17 protein-coding genes are annotated in these 14,964 nt (G+C 50.4%); all 17 read right to left on the bottom strand.

The genetic code is table 11. The annotated features are described in order from the left end of the window. Positions 1–19: 19 nt before the first annotated feature. The 17 genes from EFBL_RS15650 to EFBL_RS15570 all read right to left on the bottom strand — a co-directional run bounded on the left by EFBL_RS15650 (position 20) and on the right by EFBL_RS15570 (position 14,832). Positions 20–1,549 (bottom strand): fumarate hydratase, encoded by a 1,530-nt coding sequence (locus EFBL_RS15650; protein WP_096183010.1) that lies wholly within the window; start codon positions 1,547–1,549, stop codon positions 20–22. Positions 1,550–1,748: 199 nt separating this feature from the next. Beyond that, positions 1,749–2,519, bottom strand: a complete 771-nt coding sequence (locus tag EFBL_RS15645; RefSeq protein WP_096183057.1) for an EAL domain-containing protein — start codon at positions 2,517–2,519, stop codon at positions 1,749–1,751. Positions 2,520–2,744: 225 nt separating this feature from the next. Continuing rightward, the gene (locus tag EFBL_RS15640; RefSeq protein ID WP_096183009.1) at positions 2,745–4,034 is read right to left on the bottom strand and encodes a methyl-accepting chemotaxis protein; all 1,290 of its coding nucleotides are present in this window, start codon (positions 4,032–4,034) and stop codon (positions 2,745–2,747) included. A 36-nt stretch (positions 4,035–4,070) separates the two neighbouring features. Then, entirely contained in the window at positions 4,071–4,661 is a 591-nt protein-coding gene (locus EFBL_RS15635; protein WP_231705831.1) for a ZIP family metal transporter, read from the bottom strand. Between the two features lie 397 nt (positions 4,662–5,058). Continuing rightward, positions 5,059–5,250 carry a CDGSH iron-sulfur domain-containing protein gene (locus EFBL_RS15630; RefSeq protein WP_096183008.1) on the bottom strand — a complete coding sequence of 64 codons (192 nt, stop codon included), beginning with the start codon at positions 5,248–5,250 and terminating at the stop codon, positions 5,059–5,061. 83 nt (positions 5,251–5,333) lie between these two features. Further along, positions 5,334–6,191, bottom strand: a complete 858-nt coding sequence (locus EFBL_RS15625; RefSeq protein WP_096183007.1) for an alpha/beta fold hydrolase — start codon at positions 6,189–6,191, stop codon at positions 5,334–5,336. A gap of 155 nt (positions 6,192–6,346) precedes the next feature. Further along, positions 6,347–7,024, bottom strand: a complete 678-nt coding sequence (locus EFBL_RS15620; RefSeq protein ID WP_096183006.1) for a GntR family transcriptional regulator — start codon at positions 7,022–7,024, stop codon at positions 6,347–6,349. 160 nt (positions 7,025–7,184) lie between these two features. Further along, positions 7,185–7,526: a nucleotidyl transferase family protein gene (locus EFBL_RS15615; protein WP_231705830.1), complete on the bottom strand. Its 342-nt coding sequence runs from the start codon at positions 7,524–7,526 to the stop codon at positions 7,185–7,187. Positions 7,527–7,538: 12 nt separating this feature from the next. After that, on the bottom strand, positions 7,539–8,657 hold the full coding sequence (gene queG / locus EFBL_RS15610) for a tRNA epoxyqueuosine(34) reductase QueG (RefSeq protein WP_096183005.1): 1,119 nt from the start codon (positions 8,655–8,657) through the stop codon (positions 7,539–7,541). A 43-nt stretch (positions 8,658–8,700) separates the two neighbouring features. Further along, on the bottom strand, positions 8,701–9,765 hold the full coding sequence (locus tag EFBL_RS15605; RefSeq protein ID WP_096183004.1) for an alcohol dehydrogenase: 1,065 nt from the start codon (positions 9,763–9,765) through the stop codon (positions 8,701–8,703). Next, positions 9,765–10,301 carry a luciferase domain-containing protein gene (locus EFBL_RS15600; RefSeq protein ID WP_165912423.1) on the bottom strand — a complete coding sequence of 179 codons (537 nt, stop codon included), beginning with the start codon at positions 10,299–10,301 and terminating at the stop codon, positions 9,765–9,767. The genes EFBL_RS15605 and EFBL_RS15600 overlap by 1 nt, the downstream gene beginning before the upstream one ends. Continuing rightward, positions 10,294–11,292, bottom strand: a complete 999-nt coding sequence (locus EFBL_RS15595) for a 2Fe-2S iron-sulfur cluster binding domain-containing protein (protein ID WP_131927630.1) — start codon at positions 11,290–11,292, stop codon at positions 10,294–10,296. The genes EFBL_RS15600 and EFBL_RS15595 overlap by 8 nt, the downstream gene beginning before the upstream one ends. Positions 11,293–11,294: 2 nt before the next feature. After that, on the bottom strand, positions 11,295–12,305 hold the full coding sequence (locus tag EFBL_RS15590) for an aromatic/alkene monooxygenase hydroxylase subunit beta (protein WP_096183001.1): 1,011 nt from the start codon (positions 12,303–12,305) through the stop codon (positions 11,295–11,297). Positions 12,306–12,308: 3 nt separating this feature from the next. After that, positions 12,309–12,605, bottom strand: a complete 297-nt coding sequence (locus EFBL_RS15585) for an MmoB/DmpM family protein (protein WP_096183000.1) — start codon at positions 12,603–12,605, stop codon at positions 12,309–12,311. A gap of 37 nt (positions 12,606–12,642) precedes the next feature. Next, positions 12,643–13,011, bottom strand: a complete 369-nt coding sequence (locus EFBL_RS15580) for a Rieske 2Fe-2S domain-containing protein (protein WP_096182999.1) — start codon at positions 13,009–13,011, stop codon at positions 12,643–12,645. Next, positions 13,001–13,249 carry a toluene-4-monooxygenase system B family protein gene (locus tag EFBL_RS15575; protein ID WP_096182998.1) on the bottom strand — a complete coding sequence of 83 codons (249 nt, stop codon included), beginning with the start codon at positions 13,247–13,249 and terminating at the stop codon, positions 13,001–13,003. Before EFBL_RS15575 ends, EFBL_RS15580 begins: the two co-directional genes overlap by 11 nt. A gap of 77 nt (positions 13,250–13,326) precedes the next feature. Beyond that, positions 13,327–14,832 carry an aromatic/alkene/methane monooxygenase hydroxylase/oxygenase subunit alpha gene (locus EFBL_RS15570; protein ID WP_096182997.1) on the bottom strand — a complete coding sequence of 502 codons (1,506 nt, stop codon included), beginning with the start codon at positions 14,830–14,832 and terminating at the stop codon, positions 13,327–13,329. Between the last annotated feature and the right edge of the window lie 132 nt (positions 14,833–14,964).

The raw sequence follows: 14,964 nt of genomic DNA, 5'->3' as shown, positions 1-14,964 counted from the left end.
CAATAAGATGTGTTCAATTTTAAACGAAAACGGGTTCTTTGAAATCAGCCAATTTTTTCAGGGATTCCCGTTCCACATCCGCATGCAGGGAATTGCCATGGGCGTCCATTGTTACGATGGCCGCAAATCCTTCCACCTGCAGGTGCCACATTGCTTCCGGTATGCCAAACTCCTCCAGGAAGTCGACACCTTCCACGTCTTTTACACATTGCGCATAATACTGGGCAGCTCCCCCAATGGCATTCAGATAGACGGCACCGTGCTCCTTCAGGCCGGCCAATGTCTTGGCTCCCATCCCGCCTTTCCCGATGATCGCACGAATGCCAAACTTCTTGATGATGTCCGCCTGATACGGTTCTTCCCGAATGGAAGTGGTGGGACCCGCCGCTTTCACATGCCACTTGCCTTGTTCGTCCTTCAGCATGACAGGACCGCAATGGTAAATGACCCCACCGTTCAGGTCAACAGGTGAATCATTGTCCATCAGATATTTGTGCAGCGCGTCACGTCCCGTATGAATTGCTCCGTTAATGATGACCACGTCGCCCACTTTCAGGCTGCGGATCTGCTCTTCCGTTATTGGCGCCTGCAGAACCAGTTTCCGGGAATCTCCGGTTTCTTCGGATGGTTCCTGCACCTCTGTTTCCGTGTAGTTCTCTTTATAAATCCAGTTGGAGATGCCACCCGTTGCCGGATCGATCTCTACGCCCTGCCGGCGGAACGCCCAGCAGTTGTAAGCTACAGATACAAAGAAGGATGCGGGGAGGCGGTTCATGACACCAATCTTGCAGCCCAGCAGCGATACATTTCCCCCGAAGCCCATGGTGCCAATCGACAGTTTGTTGGCGTTCTCCATCACATATTCTTCGAGTTTGCGTAGGTCTTCGTTGGGGTTCACATCATCTACCCTGCGGAACAATTGTTCCTTTGCAAGGGAGTAACCGGAGGTCCTGTCGCCACCGATTCCAACGCCGATAAATCCTGCCGAGCACCCCTGTCCCTGTGCCTGGTAAACCGCATGCATAATGCATTTGCGGATGCCGTCCAAATCGCGTCCCGCTTTCCCAAGTCCTTCCAGTTCGCAAGGAAGGGAGTATTGGATGTTTTTGTTTTCACAACCGCCGCCTTTCAGAATCAGGCGTACGTCAATATAGTCCTTTTCCCACTGTTCAAAATGAATGACCGGTGTTCCAGGTCCCAGGTTGTCGCCTGAATTTTTGCCCGTGATCGAATCCACCGAGTTTGGACGGAGCTTCCCCAGCTTGGTCGCTTCCGCCACCGCTTCGAGAATCGCCTTTTTCATCTCGATTTGATTGGCCCCAACGGGACAGTGAATTACGAATGTGGGCATACCAGTGTCCTGGCAAATAGGTCCTTCCGCTTCTTCCGCCATCTTAATGTTCTTGCCAATAGTAGACAGGGCCAGCGCAGACCGGGTTCCCATTTCCTCCTGCAGTCGCGCTGCGGAAATGGCCTTCCTCACATCAGAAGGCAGATTGGTAGATGTGTCAATAATTAACTTGAGCATACTCTCTTTAAATTGTTGCATGGTTTGCCCCCACTTCCTCCAAATAATTGATCTGGTAGCTATTGGATAGACTCTGTTCTCACAAGGCTTGGTTATTTGTGAAAATCCCGTCAGTTGACAACGGGAAGGTTCCTCACTTATTATATCAAATGTTTTTTTGGTTCATAAAGAAACAATTTTCACGAAAATCACTCATGCAAAAAGGGTGCACAAAGCACCCTTATTTATATAAGATCTTGTGTTTGAAGCCCTCTTCCCATTCTTTTACCGGAACCTCCTTTAGATTCCGGGGAGGAGAAAAGTAATAGCCCTGCCCGTATTTGATCCCCGCTTCCCGGAGCTGCTTAAGATCCTCCGCCGTTTCGATTCCTTCCGCAATCACCTGCGAGTCTAGCGAGTCGCCGATGCGCTTGAAAGCCTCAATGATGATTGATTTGGTACTGCACTTGTGAAGATCGGCCACGATTTCCATGCAGATCTTGATATAGTGAGGCTTGATGGAAAGCAATTCAACAAGGTTGGAGTTGCCCTTTCCCAGATCGTCCATGGCCACTTCGAATCCTTCCCTGTCAACAAAGTTTGGCCATGGAAAAACGGCCCGCTGGTGTTCGGTAACCTCCAGAACAACTGTTGTTTCATTGGCAAAATCAAAAATCTTCATCACTTGCTGCAGAGTCGCTTCTGAAACGTCCGCCTCCACGTTGAAGAACACCCCTTTGGGCACGAACGGTTTGAGTGTATGGATCGTCTGGGTCAGTTTCTTGCAGGATAGAAGCGTGAGCTGGTCAAGAATTCCGTAAGCACGGGCCAAGCGGAACATTTCATCCGGCAGGAGCTGGTTGTCGGGAAATCGGCTGAGAATCTCAACCGCTTCCACCTTTCCCGAATCGAGATTGACGATTGGCTGAGCCGCCAGTTCGAGAGACTCGTTATACAGCATATTGAACAACAACATCGGTTTTCTGTCCTTCTGCTCAAGCCCTTGCTGCATGATCCACCCCGGATAAAAGGCATCTAAAAAACAAAGGGCCTCTTCATGGCAGATCCATGAACCGGCCGGTTGCACGACTTGTTCCCGGTCACTTAAGTCCCATATAAGAGTGGCCGTTCTCCGCGTTCCTCAGTTCGTCTATAGACTTGTACTGTCAGTTTAAAGGAGGCTCTTATAGGAATCAAGTTAAATTTTATTAAAATTTCATTCCGGTTTGAGATGGTTTTAAGCTTTGAAAGTGGAGATTTGCTGCCTTAAATCCTCGGAAGATTCCCGCAAGATATTGGCCGATGCCGCAATCTCTTCCATGGAGGCAGTTTGATCCTGGATCGAAGAAGAGATTTGCCGGGAACCGGCAGAAGTTTCCTGCGCAATCTTGGAGACGTTCCGGGCTTGTTCGATGGTTTCCTCCATGGTTTGGATCTGCTGGTTCATCAAACGACCGATTTCCTCTATGGAATTCACCACCAAATTGACCGAATCACTCATTTGCTGAATGGCATGCGTCGTCTCTTCGCCTTTCTCCGATTCGCCTGCTGCCATCTCCGCTTGACGAGAAATCTGACTTACAACCTCCTGCACTTCTTTTTGCATATCGCTAATCAATTCGGTGATCTGTTCCACTGCGGTTCGGCTTTGGTCAGCCAGCTTACGCACCTCTTCCGCCACTACAGCAAATCCCCGGCCATGCTCCCCGGCTCTCGCCGCTTCTATGGAAGCGTTAAGGGCCAACAGGTTTGTCTGATTCGCGATTTCTCCTACGACCACAATAATATCTCCAACCTGTTTGGCGTTTTCCTCCAGCCTGTTAACAATCTCCATCGACTCCTGGTTGGCTGCAGCTATGGTTTGCATACCGGCAACAAGGCTTCTGACGATGGCCGTTCCTTGATTGAGCGTTTCCACCATTCTGTTGGAAAGAGCGGAGGATTCATGAACGCATTCATTCACCTTCCCCGCCAGTTCCGTAGCCTTCTGTATCGTCTCCGCCGTCTGATTTGTAAGTTTATGTTGCTGCTCCGCTCCGGATGCGATTTCCTCCATCGTGCGGGCAACGATTTCCGAACTGTTGGCCACAACCTCCGAAGCGTTTGTAAGCTCGTGAACCTGTGCCTGTGTCCGTTGAAAATTCTCGTCTATGTTCTTGATAATGGAACGAAGGTTGTCTAGCATTAAATTGAATGCAAGTCCCAAGGCCCGGATCTCATCGTCCGATTTCACCACTTGTATATTTTGCCGCAAATCCCCCGTGGCAGCCAAACGGGCGGCTTCCTCCAGCAAAACCAGCGGCTTTGTAATAAACTTGGCAGCTATGTACCCCAAAATGCCGCACCAGATGATCCCGAGCATCAATGTTCCGGATACGAACAGAACCTCGGACATCTGCGGAGCTATCAGATCTTTAAGTACGAATATAAAAATGCCGCTTGTGGTATAAGTAACAGTCGCCAGAGCCATAATTCCCAGGACCATTTTTTTGGTCAAACTGAACTTGTATCTTCTCTTTTGTTTCAAAATGGCTTCCTCCCCCGCCAGTTCGATGCAAGCATACTATCTGCATATTTCGATGCCTGAAAGGTTTTTCCTTTCCATTATAGTCGATCCAAGCAAATAATTGTATGAACACAAACTGAATACTTCTATCAGGCTAATCATGATCAGGAGTCCCACAATAAAGGAGAAAGCGAACAGCGCCACCAGAAATCCTTCAGGTGCATTCTGAAATCCGATGGCCAAAGCAATCAGCCCGCCCAGTCCCGTCTGTTCGCTTCCGTAACTGACCCCGACAGACAACCCTTCCGGCAGATTGTGCAGTGTTATGGCGGCAAGAATTAAAGTGGACTGGGTGTCCATCGAAATGTTCATACGGGTGTGTTCCAGGTCAATATGGGGTACGGCTCTCTCGAGCAACATCAGGACGAAAGTTCCCAGAAGCACACCGAAGCAAACAACAACCAAATTGGAAACCTCCAAAGCAGGCGGAATCAGGCTGAAAGTGGACGCGGCCACCATGATTCCGGCTGTCAAAGCCAGAAGAATGTCCCGCCAACGATGGGTGACATCCCGGAAAAAAAGAACGGGCAAAGCACCGGCACCCGTTGCCAAAGCAGATAACATACTTCCGATAATTACTCCTTGCATCTGCCATCCTCCCTAATAAGTACCTTCTCCATTCATATTTGCCTGCTGCTGGAAATTATACCGGATTCGCGCAAGAATCGATTCAATTTCATTCCGGTTGTAACGCCGTGCTTGCACCGGAATGCCCCGTTCTAACACTAAATTTTTCGATCATTTCACGTTAGTTTGTTATACAGTTACTACATTACAATTTTATAATCGGGCTGTCGTCTTTTTTCCACTATACAATCTTCCATATGGAGGCGTGAGGAGAAGGAGTTCCCTCTACGGGAACCACAGATTGTTGAAAATACCCCCTGTTCATCCAATTGAAAATTAGAAGTCAAAAAAAGACCGCTGAGGTTTCTCAACAGTCTGAATGGACAGTGTTTTACTGTCCATTTCTTTTCTTTAAAATTTAAGCTCTTACATTACTTTCAAATTTGCCTTTGTGTGATCCATCACAAAACGGCTTGTTTCCTGAAAGACCGCAACGACAGAGATAAACTTGGTCTTTTGTTTCTAATTGCTTACCTTCTCCATCAACTAAAGTTACCCCGCTAGCGACTAAAGGACCGTTATCCAAGATTTTAATTTCAGCCAATTTTATTCACCTCCTCTCTTCGGAACTTTGTTCACACGCCGAAAAACCTGAATTATTATCTCAAGTAACCAAAGATATTCTCAAACTTCTCAAACTGTACTGTTGAAAAAATTAACAAGCAAGGAGTGAAAACTATCCCGGTGCTCAACTTGCGTCCAGTGACTGCACTGGCCGTAAATCATCATTTTTACCCGCGGGAGGTGTTGTGCAAGAAAATAACTGGTTTCAACAGGGACAATCGGATCATTTAACCCATGGACCAGTAAAACTTGTTGTTGGATGCGACGCAGAGTTGCGCCGGGTAGAACGAGATCATCTACAATCCGCTGGCGAGGTTGAGGAAACATTGCTTCGAATGAACGCCGCACAGCTGGGTCCATTGCTGCCTCAAAGCGCATCTTACTAATTTTGTCAAGTTGATCTGCTATGAAACTTTCGTCATAAGCAAACCAGCGAATGATTTGCGACATCGCTTCTGCGGAAGGATCCTCATAAAATCCCCAGATACGGTCAAGCTCAGGAGTTAATCGAAATGGAGCACCCGCCGGACCCATCAACACAACACGGTTTATTCGTTCGGACGCCTCTGCCAACAAATGAAGAGCAATTGCCCCGCCCAAGGAATTGCCTACCAAATGGGTTCGCTCAATCTCTAATTCATCGAGAAGATGTTTCAGCTGATCAACCCACAACCTCATCCAAGATCGTATGCCATTCGGCAGCTGCGAAGGGTGCTCGGACATCCCGAAACCGATCAAGTCTGGTGCTACACAATCAAATCCCTTTTCACTGAAATAAGGCAAAGCATACTGCCAGTTTGACCAAGCCGTTGCGCCTGGACCAGAACCATGAATAAAGAGAATCGCTTCACTGTTTCCCATACCGGCACGGTAGAGACAAGTCTCATAAGTACCGGTTTTGATACAAGTGCTCGTCACCTCTTTCATACGATTACCACCTATCCCAACTCTACTAATAAAAAATTTTTTAACCAGGAATCCCAGCGAATTTGTCTCGCACACTGCTCCAGCCAAAAAATGCAACTGATCGGTGATTCAATGGGGATATTCAACCGAACGCCAAAAGAATTGCTGAATACAGATTACGAATCTTCACTGGCACATTCGTTCATTTTATTTTTGATATAGGACATGTATAGGTCAAAAGATCGCTCCTTTTGCAGTCGCATCTGGCGTTCAAGCTCCTTCGCATCCCGATTGCGAAAGGCTTCCATCATGGCCCGGTGTTCTTGCTGGGAGGCAAGCATGGAATCTGGAGTCTGAACAAAAATCCAGCGCGAACGTGCGGAACGCTCCCAAACGCTTATTACGATCCGGAAAAGTTCTTTCCAAGGAGAAAGTTCGTACAGTAAACGATGAAATTCATAATTCAGTCGGCTGTACTGCACAGTATCGTTGTGATCGATACACTTATCCATTTCTTCAACAAGTTGTTCCAATCGATCAATTGTTTCATTTGTGGCTCCTAGTACCGCCGTACGTGCCAAAATCGGCTCCAAAGCGAGCCGAATCGACAAAAGCTCTTCCAATTCTTCGATCCGCACTGGCGCTACCCGCGCCCCGACAAAAGGTTTATTCTCAACCCAACCTTCGGCCTCTAACCGACGAATTGCTTCTCGTACCGGTATCGCACTGGTGCCAAATTCCCGTGCAATCTGATCAACCACAATACGCTCTTCTGGAGCAATCTTCCCGGAAAGGATTGCTTCCTTTAGTCTTTCATATACCCACTCCGAACGAGTTGTCGGGATCTGTACCATCCATATGGCCTCCTATCCTTCATTGCATTTGGTTTTTAGATAAATACGCGATATATTCTATATCATATAATATCGCAATCTTGCGCCAATTGGATAGTGGGATGGATTGATTATAAACACGGTCAATATGCAAGTGATTTGAAGCGATTAAGTCGTCTGATCAAAAATAACCCAAAAGCTCTCGGGCTTCCTCCCGCCGTCCACAGGCAATGAGAGATCGTATCCGAGACGAAGAAATTACTTCGCCACCCGTGCAGCAAATAGGGTCAACCACACGGACTTGAAAGACACTCGATAACTCGTGAACGCCTCCCCGTCGACCATGCCCAAACCGAAAATCATTTCCCACCCGGACCTCAACCGGATTTAACGTCAGTAATTCTTCAATAAACGACTCAGCACTGCGTGACAAATGTCCAAGGTGTACGCCATCGAATGCCCCCACCGTTACCACAGATGCAGGGAGCGCCAGCGTGTTGGCCGGATGTGAACGCATCTTCATCAACTTCCTTCTTCACTCGTATTCGAGGGCTTGGCGAGCCTCTTCACAAACCAATGGCTCAGGGTCTGACAATAGCCGTTCTACCTCTTTCCTTCCTCCGATCCGAACAAGCGCCCGAGCGGTAGTAGCACGGACCAAAGGACTTGGGTCAACGCATCCCTGCCGGACAAGGGGCAGGTAACTTGAATCCCGGGTGTTGGCCAGCACAATCAGGGCGTTGCGAGCCATTCTGGGGCGGCCTACCCGTTCAAAAGCGCTCTGCGCATACTTATTTAAAAAATGCTGGGTTGACAACGTCAGAAAATCGGACAGGTCAGGATAAGCTAACTCCGGATCCGGTTCATACCCTTCCCAAAACTTCCGCTCTTTCGGAGTCCATGGGCACACGTCCTGACATTCATCACAACCTGCCACCCACCTACCCATACCTTCCCACACCTCGACGGGGATCAGATCCAAATGTTGAGTTGTCCAATAGGAAACGCAACGATTGGCATCGACTACTCCATCTTCAAGTAAAGCCCCTGTCGGACACTGGGAGATGCAATTTATACAGTGGCCGCACCGAAACGGATGTTCCGGTGCAGCCTCCACATCAAAACTCGTGAGCAATACTGCCAACGTAAAGAACGACCCTCTCTGCGGATGAATGAGCATCCCGTTTCGACCGATCCACCCCAATCCGGCCAACTCCCCGTAACTTCTGAAAGAAAGAGGACCCTGCTCAACATAATCCCGGCAACGCCCGCCCAAGTGGTGACAAATCTCTTTCAGTTCTTCCAGATGGGGTTGTACCCGTCGTTGAATGTAATCTTGTTCACGTATCCAAAAAACTCGACCCACCCGCCCGATGCGCATGCCACCACGAGGCTTCCCAGGATCGGGAAAGGCGTGGGAAGCCGCCAGAACAAGGACACTGCGAGCCCAAGCCAATCTCGTTCGAGGGGCAAGACGAACTTCAACATTTCGTGCGAGTTGCCCCATGCCTGCCTGTCGTCCGTTCACAATCCATTGGTGATACCGGTTTAAAACGGAGGGGGGTAAATCGACTGGTGCCCATCCAACAGTAAATCCTCTCTCTTCCGCAGCCTGTTGCAACGACAAAGCAGCAGGCTCCATGGGACTATACACGGGATCCCCTCCTTAAAAGCAAATCAGGATTTCCAAGATTGAATCAAGGCCGGATCAAAACCTTCATCGCTCCATCCGATTTCTCTGCAAATACCCGATACGCTTCTCCCGCCTGTTCAAGGGGAAATTGATGAGTAAACAGCGGACGGGGATCAATCACCCCCTCCACCAGCAATCGGTGAGATTCCCACATATATGGCTGAACGTTGGCAAAACCATTCATGTGAACCGTCAAATCTCGCAGAAAGACATCGGCTAGATTTAGATTAAAAGAATTGCTGGTGAACACCCCGATCGCAGCTATCGATCCCCCGGGGCGTACGAGGTCAAGGGAAAGTTGGAGGCTTTCCGGTGTGCCAACAATCTCAATTACTTTGTCGACCCCATGCCCTCCCGTTTCTTGGCGAATCAGGTCGATTGCCCCAGGATCGTTTGGATTAACCACCTCAACCCCGTACCGTTGTTTCACATAATCTGTTCGATGGGATACCGGATCAAAAGCATACACCCGACCTGGACCGCGGTGGAGAGCCAATTCCAGCGACATGATCCCGGTAGGACCCAATCCAACGACGGCCACCGATTCGCCAAGATGCACATCCGCCAAGCGATTCGCTATAAGGGCAGAAGGCAAATTGCATGATAGCGTGAGCACCTGTTCGTCGGTCAACGCTCCGTCCACTCTCACAGCATGCGCATCGGCGTAAGGAATCACCATATACTCGGCTTGCGTGCCGTTCAAGTCTCCAAAAGCGTTTCCAAAGCCATACACCGCTTTATTGGTGGTAGTACAATGGGCCGTCTGGCCTACCCGACACAAGTAACACTCGCCGCAGGAGGCCGAATAGGCCATGGTTACCCGATCACCCGGCTTATAGTTGCCTACCGCTTTGCCCACTTCGACCACTTCGCCGGAAAGCTCGTGCCCAAGGCGTGATTTTGCCCGCTCCATAATTCCGTCCAGCGTTCCACGATAGATGTGCAAATCCGATCCACAGATTGACGTGGCACGCACTTTCACCAGTATCTCGTGTTCAGCCTGAATGCGCGGGTTTTCCACAGTATCGACCCGCACGTCTCGGGGTCCATAATAGACAACGGCTTTCATTATACGGGTTCCCCCCTGTTGTCCAGATTTACAATCCAGCCACGTGCAAAACAATAGGACGCCTGCACAATACGCCACACTACTTCGAGTTCCTGTTCATCCCTTGGAGCATAAACGATAAGATTTTGGGGTGGTAACGCCCCCGCCATATAGCGCACAAGCGGATGAATACAAGCCCAGCCTGTTTTGAGAACCTGCTCCCCCCATTCCGGCATAAGCGGCAAATGGACGCTCCCATCCGTTCGGATAAGTGTAAATTCCCGGCCCCGAATAAATGCTTCCGGCTGCCCTTCCGCCAACGCTTCGTCCATCACCAGCGCCATAGCAGGAACTGAGAGTTCCGTCGGTTGTACCACAACTCCAGCCAAACGTTTCGCCGAGCGAAGCAGTTCTTCCCGAAGATTCTGCTGTGCAGTGTCTTCCAATTGCAAACAAGGATAGCGAATATCAATTCGAGGAGACTTCCCCATGCGTTTAGGTAGACCTGTAAGCATGGGCGGCAAGTCTTTGGATATCCGAACGATTTTCTTATCCAAAGCTATCATAGTGCACCTGGGTAATGGGCACTCCTTGCTCCTCAAGCAACCTGAGCACCGCCTGAACCATCACAGGCGGCCCGGCTATATAAAATTCATACTTTTCCCATGGTTCTTTGAGACGACGGACCAGCGCATCAGTCACGAACCCAATTTCTCCATTCCATTCCCCAGTACCGCCCTCATTGACGACCGGAATCACTTTCCCCTGTGTTGACGAACCCAATAGCTGCTGCAATTCGTCCAAACAGACCAGATCTCCCGGTGTACGAGCACCGTAAAAAACTGTACATCCACTTCCCTCTCGATTTCCATTCGATACCAACTGCCGCGCCATGGCAAGGATCGGTGCAATTCCCGTTCCGCCAGCGATAAACACTAAGGGTCGCAACGTCTCTCGGAGATAGGTAGCCCCGTACGGCAATTCCAGCGTTAGCTCCATACCGGGGGATAGGCTGAACAGTTTTTGGCTTCCCACACCATTGGGATACCGTCTGGCGATAAACTCCACTTCACGGGTTCCCGGCAAATTGGCCATCGAGTAAGTCCGCCGCAATCCGTCGCCAAGATTGAGAATGGCATATTGTCCCGGTTGATAAAAGAGGATTCGGTCCAGCTGCAGACGAAAGCGCGCCACTTCGGGAGCAAGTATTTCCACATCCGCGACCACCGCTTGGTAATCGGATATTGCAAGATTTTCCGGTGGTCCTTCCAGTACACGTGTCTCCAGAACCACATCGCTTTCCGGCACGCTTTGGCACAAAATGATGCGACGGCGTCTTCGATCCCGTTCCGATAGAGAGGGGGCCTCAGGCAAAAGACACTTCACCTGACCTTCGATCAACGTTGCTTTGCACGTGCCGCAGCTCCCCCATCCGCATTCAAACGGCAACCAGATGCCCCTTTTTCTTGCTGCATTGAGAATGGTCTCGCCATGCTGAACTGGAAAAGTGATACCCGAAGGTTTGACCGTAACGACATATTCCTCCATTTTCAATCGAGACCTATCCGCTCTAAAAATTCCTTATGAGCAGTGCGGACTGCCTCAACCACCTCCTGAGGTTGCTTCGGCTCCCGTGCTTTTGCAAACAAAGGGGCCAAACCTTCGACGGCCCGATAGGCCGGTTCACTCCATATTTCCACCCATTTCTTCAGCAATTTGCGATGCCCGGGCTCGCGTTCCACCGCATAGTTGACCAAATCCAGCGCCCAGCGTCGACTGCGTTGGCTATCGAGAGTAAAGTCATCATGCAGTAAAGCCAGCAGCGTGTCCCCATTGTGACGGGCCAAGTTTGCAAACTGGTCGTTGAACAACGAATCATACACCGGTTTTACAACAAGATTCAGGGCGGCAAATGATTCACCCCAGTCGTAAGCAATCAACAGCTTCTCGAGGACCTCCCGCAGCGGCTGCCAATGAGGATCGTCTTCCCAGATCTCCCTCGTCCGTTGCGAGTCAGCCAAACTTTCTCCATGATCCAGCGACAATGCCTTCGCAAGATACGCACAACGCTGCACGCGCCGCATCTCATCCGCACCCTGGAAATACCCTGCATTGGTGATGTAGGAAGACGGTGCCATCTGTGCCATATACAAGGCGACCATTTGCAGAACATGTCCCGAAAAACGGCTCGGGATGTACAGTTGTTCGAGCAAATCCACCCAAGGTCTTGAGAGGTTGGCATAATGATCCTGTCTTTCGAACTCGTCGATCAGGTTGTCCAGATACACCTCCCGCTCTTTTTGCAACTGGACATAATCCCGGTACGTCAAGCGGTCCGGGTCACGGAACCCCTCCCAATCTTCCACCTGAAACTGTGACCCTTCCCGGTACTGTTTGTACCACCGGTTGAGCGGGATATCCGGATCCAGCTCAAAAGGAGCAGGGGAGCGGCGAAAATGGAAATGCAGCCGATGACTGACCGCCTCATACTCGCTTGGGATTCGACGTTCCGACCACATGCTCCACGCTTTCTTACGGCGCTTTTCACTAATTTGTGCCATCGCTTAATCCTCCCTTTCCAAATAGAAAAGTAACTCATCTTCGTCATAGCGGATTCGACCGGCAAATGATACGAGATCGGGCTCAATCTGAGTAAGGGAGATTGAGCGACCAAGCGCTTCTTGCAAACTGCTGCGGGTAATGCGACAGCGTTGCGGAGTATGGATACGGATATACCCGCCCCTGTTATCAACCATTACCTCGACACCCGGGTTGTCGACCTCAATGGCGGTTATAAGCGCCTCGGCCAACTCAGGATCCCGAACAATAGGTCCCACTAATTTTACTTGTTCATGAGGCATGTAAACGACCCCCTGTTCCAGTATGTTCGTGCAGCCTTTACTGAGCAGTACACCGATTGTATCGTCGGGTTTCCCCTTCCGGAAACCCGACGAACACTTGTTCATCTTCAACCTTTACCTCATACCGGTAGAGCTGACAATTTTTCGGGTTCACACCTTCTCCCGTGCCGGCATCAAACTGCCAGCGATGGGCAGTACAGGTAAGAATGTCGTCTTTCAACTCTCCATCGGCAAGCAGAATCTCTTGGTGTGGACAGATCCCTTGATATGCCACAATTTTTTCCCCGGCGAGATGAATTAACAAAACTTTCTCGCCTTCCACATCCACATCGATCATTTCACCTTCCCAAAGATCATCCAGGGTTAAAACAGGAAACCAACGGATCGCTTTCACCTCATTCATCATAAAACACCTCAACAAAATCCATCGGCTCCAAACCAACCTCCGCGACAGTCAAATGATCGGGCTGGACCTGCCCCCTGCATCGGATTCGCAAAGGTGCATTGCGCGACGCTACCCGCACACCCACGGTGTGGGCAGCCACTTTTTCCGCCACTTGGGCAATCGTATCCGTGTCTTCCACCGGTACCAACAGAACAACAAAGTCCTCTTTGTGAGCAGCCGTCAGCGGCAACATTGCCATAATGATCCTCTCCCTCCTTATGATTTGCCAACCGTGCGCCCAACGGAGCGCCCGGTTGGCGTCCTTGACAGTCTGATTCAAACAGCGGCTATTTTACCACTCCCGGACTGTTTGAAAGCCCAGGCGAAGTTGTCGGCATCCTGGCCCCAAACTTCAGGCGTAAGCCCCATATAGGCGTAAGCCCCTTCAGGTGTCGGCGGCTGGATGTGCCCGGCAAGGAAACGGTCGACAATGTTCAGGTGACCGGCGTAACGTTCCGTGTTGATATCAAAGACCCACTTGCACGGCTCGGAGCAGAAGTGATAGCGACGGCCATTGTGCTCGGAAACATACGGCGCGAGATGCCTTTGTTTCGGGTCAGAAGGAGTACAAATGGGAATCTGGCACATGTTGCATACCATAGGCAGGGTCTGCGGCAGCGTTTTCTCAATACGCCCCTGCCGGACATTTTCCGCAATCACGTCCCAGTGCCGGCCGAAATTGTCGTTCCAACCCGGGTACTTGGCCTCCAGCCACTCCCGTTCTTCGGGGGAAACACCGGCATCGGGATTCCACCAGACGGTTGGCCGCCAGAACCAGACGCCCAAGTGGTCCGCATGATGGACCCAGTTGAGTTCATCCAGGAAAATGTCCCAGTACCACGGGCGCTCCAGGCCGAAATCCCGGAACTGATCGATAAACTGCTTGATGATCCATTCCTCCATAAACTCCTTGAACGACATGGAGCGGTGCTCCAGCGGGGTATAATAGTCCATGGAGAACCCCGTCAACAGGGCAAAGAGTTTCCACGAACGCCAGAACATGACGTCGATCAGCCGCTGGGCCTCGTCCTTTTTCCCGTTGCGGAGCAGAATCCGAAGGGTGGGTTCTCCCTGCTGGGCATGGCGCGATTCGTCAGTCTGAATGCTGGAGATGAGCGAACCGAACTCCACATCGCCTACGTCCAGGGCATCTGCGGCCATCCCCAGGAACTGGAGGTTGGTGAATCCGGTTTCGAACGTATAGGTAAGCTGGATGGCGGTACCCAGCGCGTCGTTGGCGGTAAACATGTCATCAAACAGGTGTCGGGCGGCAATGGCTCCCCACTCATTGGTGTGATACGCTTTATGTGCCCAGTCGAGCTGCGGGTGTTTGCCCAACAACCCGTATGGGAAGTAGAGCTGAATCTGTCCGTGACGCTGTTCATCCAGAGTGCCGTAGGTAGCCATGTTCCGCCATGCAGCAGCCCGGCCGAACCGCGCCATCCTTGCCTCACCAATGGAAGCCAGGTACTCACCCAGCGCAATGGCACCGTAGTGGGCGGTAATCGCCGACTTCCAGCCGGCATCCACCTGGTCAAAGAGCTTGGATCGTGCGATGGCTGCCTTGACGGAGTACGTCGAGCTGTCCTTGTCTGACTGGTTGTACACGTATTCCCTGTACGTCACTTTGTACGGCTCATCCCACTCCCACCACGCTTCCCCCGGCACCCCGTAGTCGCAAACCTGCTCCTCGGGAAAAACCTCCTTTTCGGAGACATAACGCAACCGCCAGTTCATATCCCGAGTAAGGTCATAATAGGCACTCCGATCAAGTTTCGGCATAAAACTCCCCTCCGTAAGATGATGATTTTTATCTCAAAACTCCAAAAATTAATTTTTAACTTTCATTTCATTTAATTCATAAAAAACCATAAATTCAGAATTATTATCAGAGACCTTTATACTTTTGAAGAC

The organism is Effusibacillus lacus (assembly GCF_002335525.1).
In the GTDB taxonomy this organism is placed as follows: Bacteria; Bacillota; Bacilli; order Tumebacillales; family Effusibacillaceae; genus Effusibacillus; species Effusibacillus lacus.
This window is presented reverse-complemented; position numbering and strand designations above follow the sequence as displayed.

What these genes read in the sequence shown, in the direction of transcription:
- EFBL_RS15585 (WP_096183000.1), bottom strand. Translation starts at nt 12,605, where the DNA reads ATGCCTCATGAACAAGTAAAATTAGTGGGACCTATTGTTCGGGATCCT.
- EFBL_RS15595 (WP_131927630.1), bottom strand. Translation starts at nt 11,292, where the DNA reads ATGGAGGAATATGTCGTTACGGTCAAACCTTCGGGTATCACTTTTCCA.
- EFBL_RS15650 (WP_096183010.1), bottom strand. Translation starts at nt 1,549, where the DNA reads ATGCAACAATTTAAAGAGAGTATGCTCAAGTTAATTATTGACACATCT.
- EFBL_RS15580 (WP_096182999.1), bottom strand. Translation starts at nt 13,011, where the DNA reads ATGATGAATGAGGTGAAAGCGATCCGTTGGTTTCCTGTTTTAACCCTG.
- EFBL_RS15570 (WP_096182997.1), bottom strand. Translation starts at nt 14,832, where the DNA reads ATGCCGAAACTTGATCGGAGTGCCTATTATGACCTTACTCGGGATATG.
- EFBL_RS15620 (WP_096183006.1), bottom strand. Translation starts at nt 7,024, where the DNA reads ATGGTACAGATCCCGACAACTCGTTCGGAGTGGGTATATGAAAGACTA.
- EFBL_RS15590 (WP_096183001.1), bottom strand. Translation starts at nt 12,305, where the DNA reads ATGGCACAAATTAGTGAAAAGCGCCGTAAGAAAGCGTGGAGCATGTGG.
- EFBL_RS15645 (WP_096183057.1), bottom strand. Translation starts at nt 2,519, where the DNA reads ATGCAGCAAGGGCTTGAGCAGAAGGACAGAAAACCGATGTTGTTGTTC.
- EFBL_RS15575 (WP_096182998.1), bottom strand. Translation starts at nt 13,249, where the DNA reads ATGGCAATGTTGCCGCTGACGGCTGCTCACAAAGAGGACTTTGTTGTT.
- EFBL_RS15615 (WP_231705830.1), bottom strand. Translation starts at nt 7,526, where the DNA reads ATGAAGATGCGTTCACATCCGGCCAACACGCTGGCGCTCCCTGCATCT.
- EFBL_RS15605 (WP_096183004.1), bottom strand. Translation starts at nt 9,765, where the DNA reads ATGAAAGCCGTTGTCTATTATGGACCCCGAGACGTGCGGGTCGATACT.
- EFBL_RS15635 (WP_231705831.1), bottom strand. Translation starts at nt 4,661, where the DNA reads ATGCAAGGAGTAATTATCGGAAGTATGTTATCTGCTTTGGCAACGGGT.
- EFBL_RS15625 (WP_096183007.1), bottom strand. Translation starts at nt 6,191, where the DNA reads ATGAAAGAGGTGACGAGCACTTGTATCAAAACCGGTACTTATGAGACT.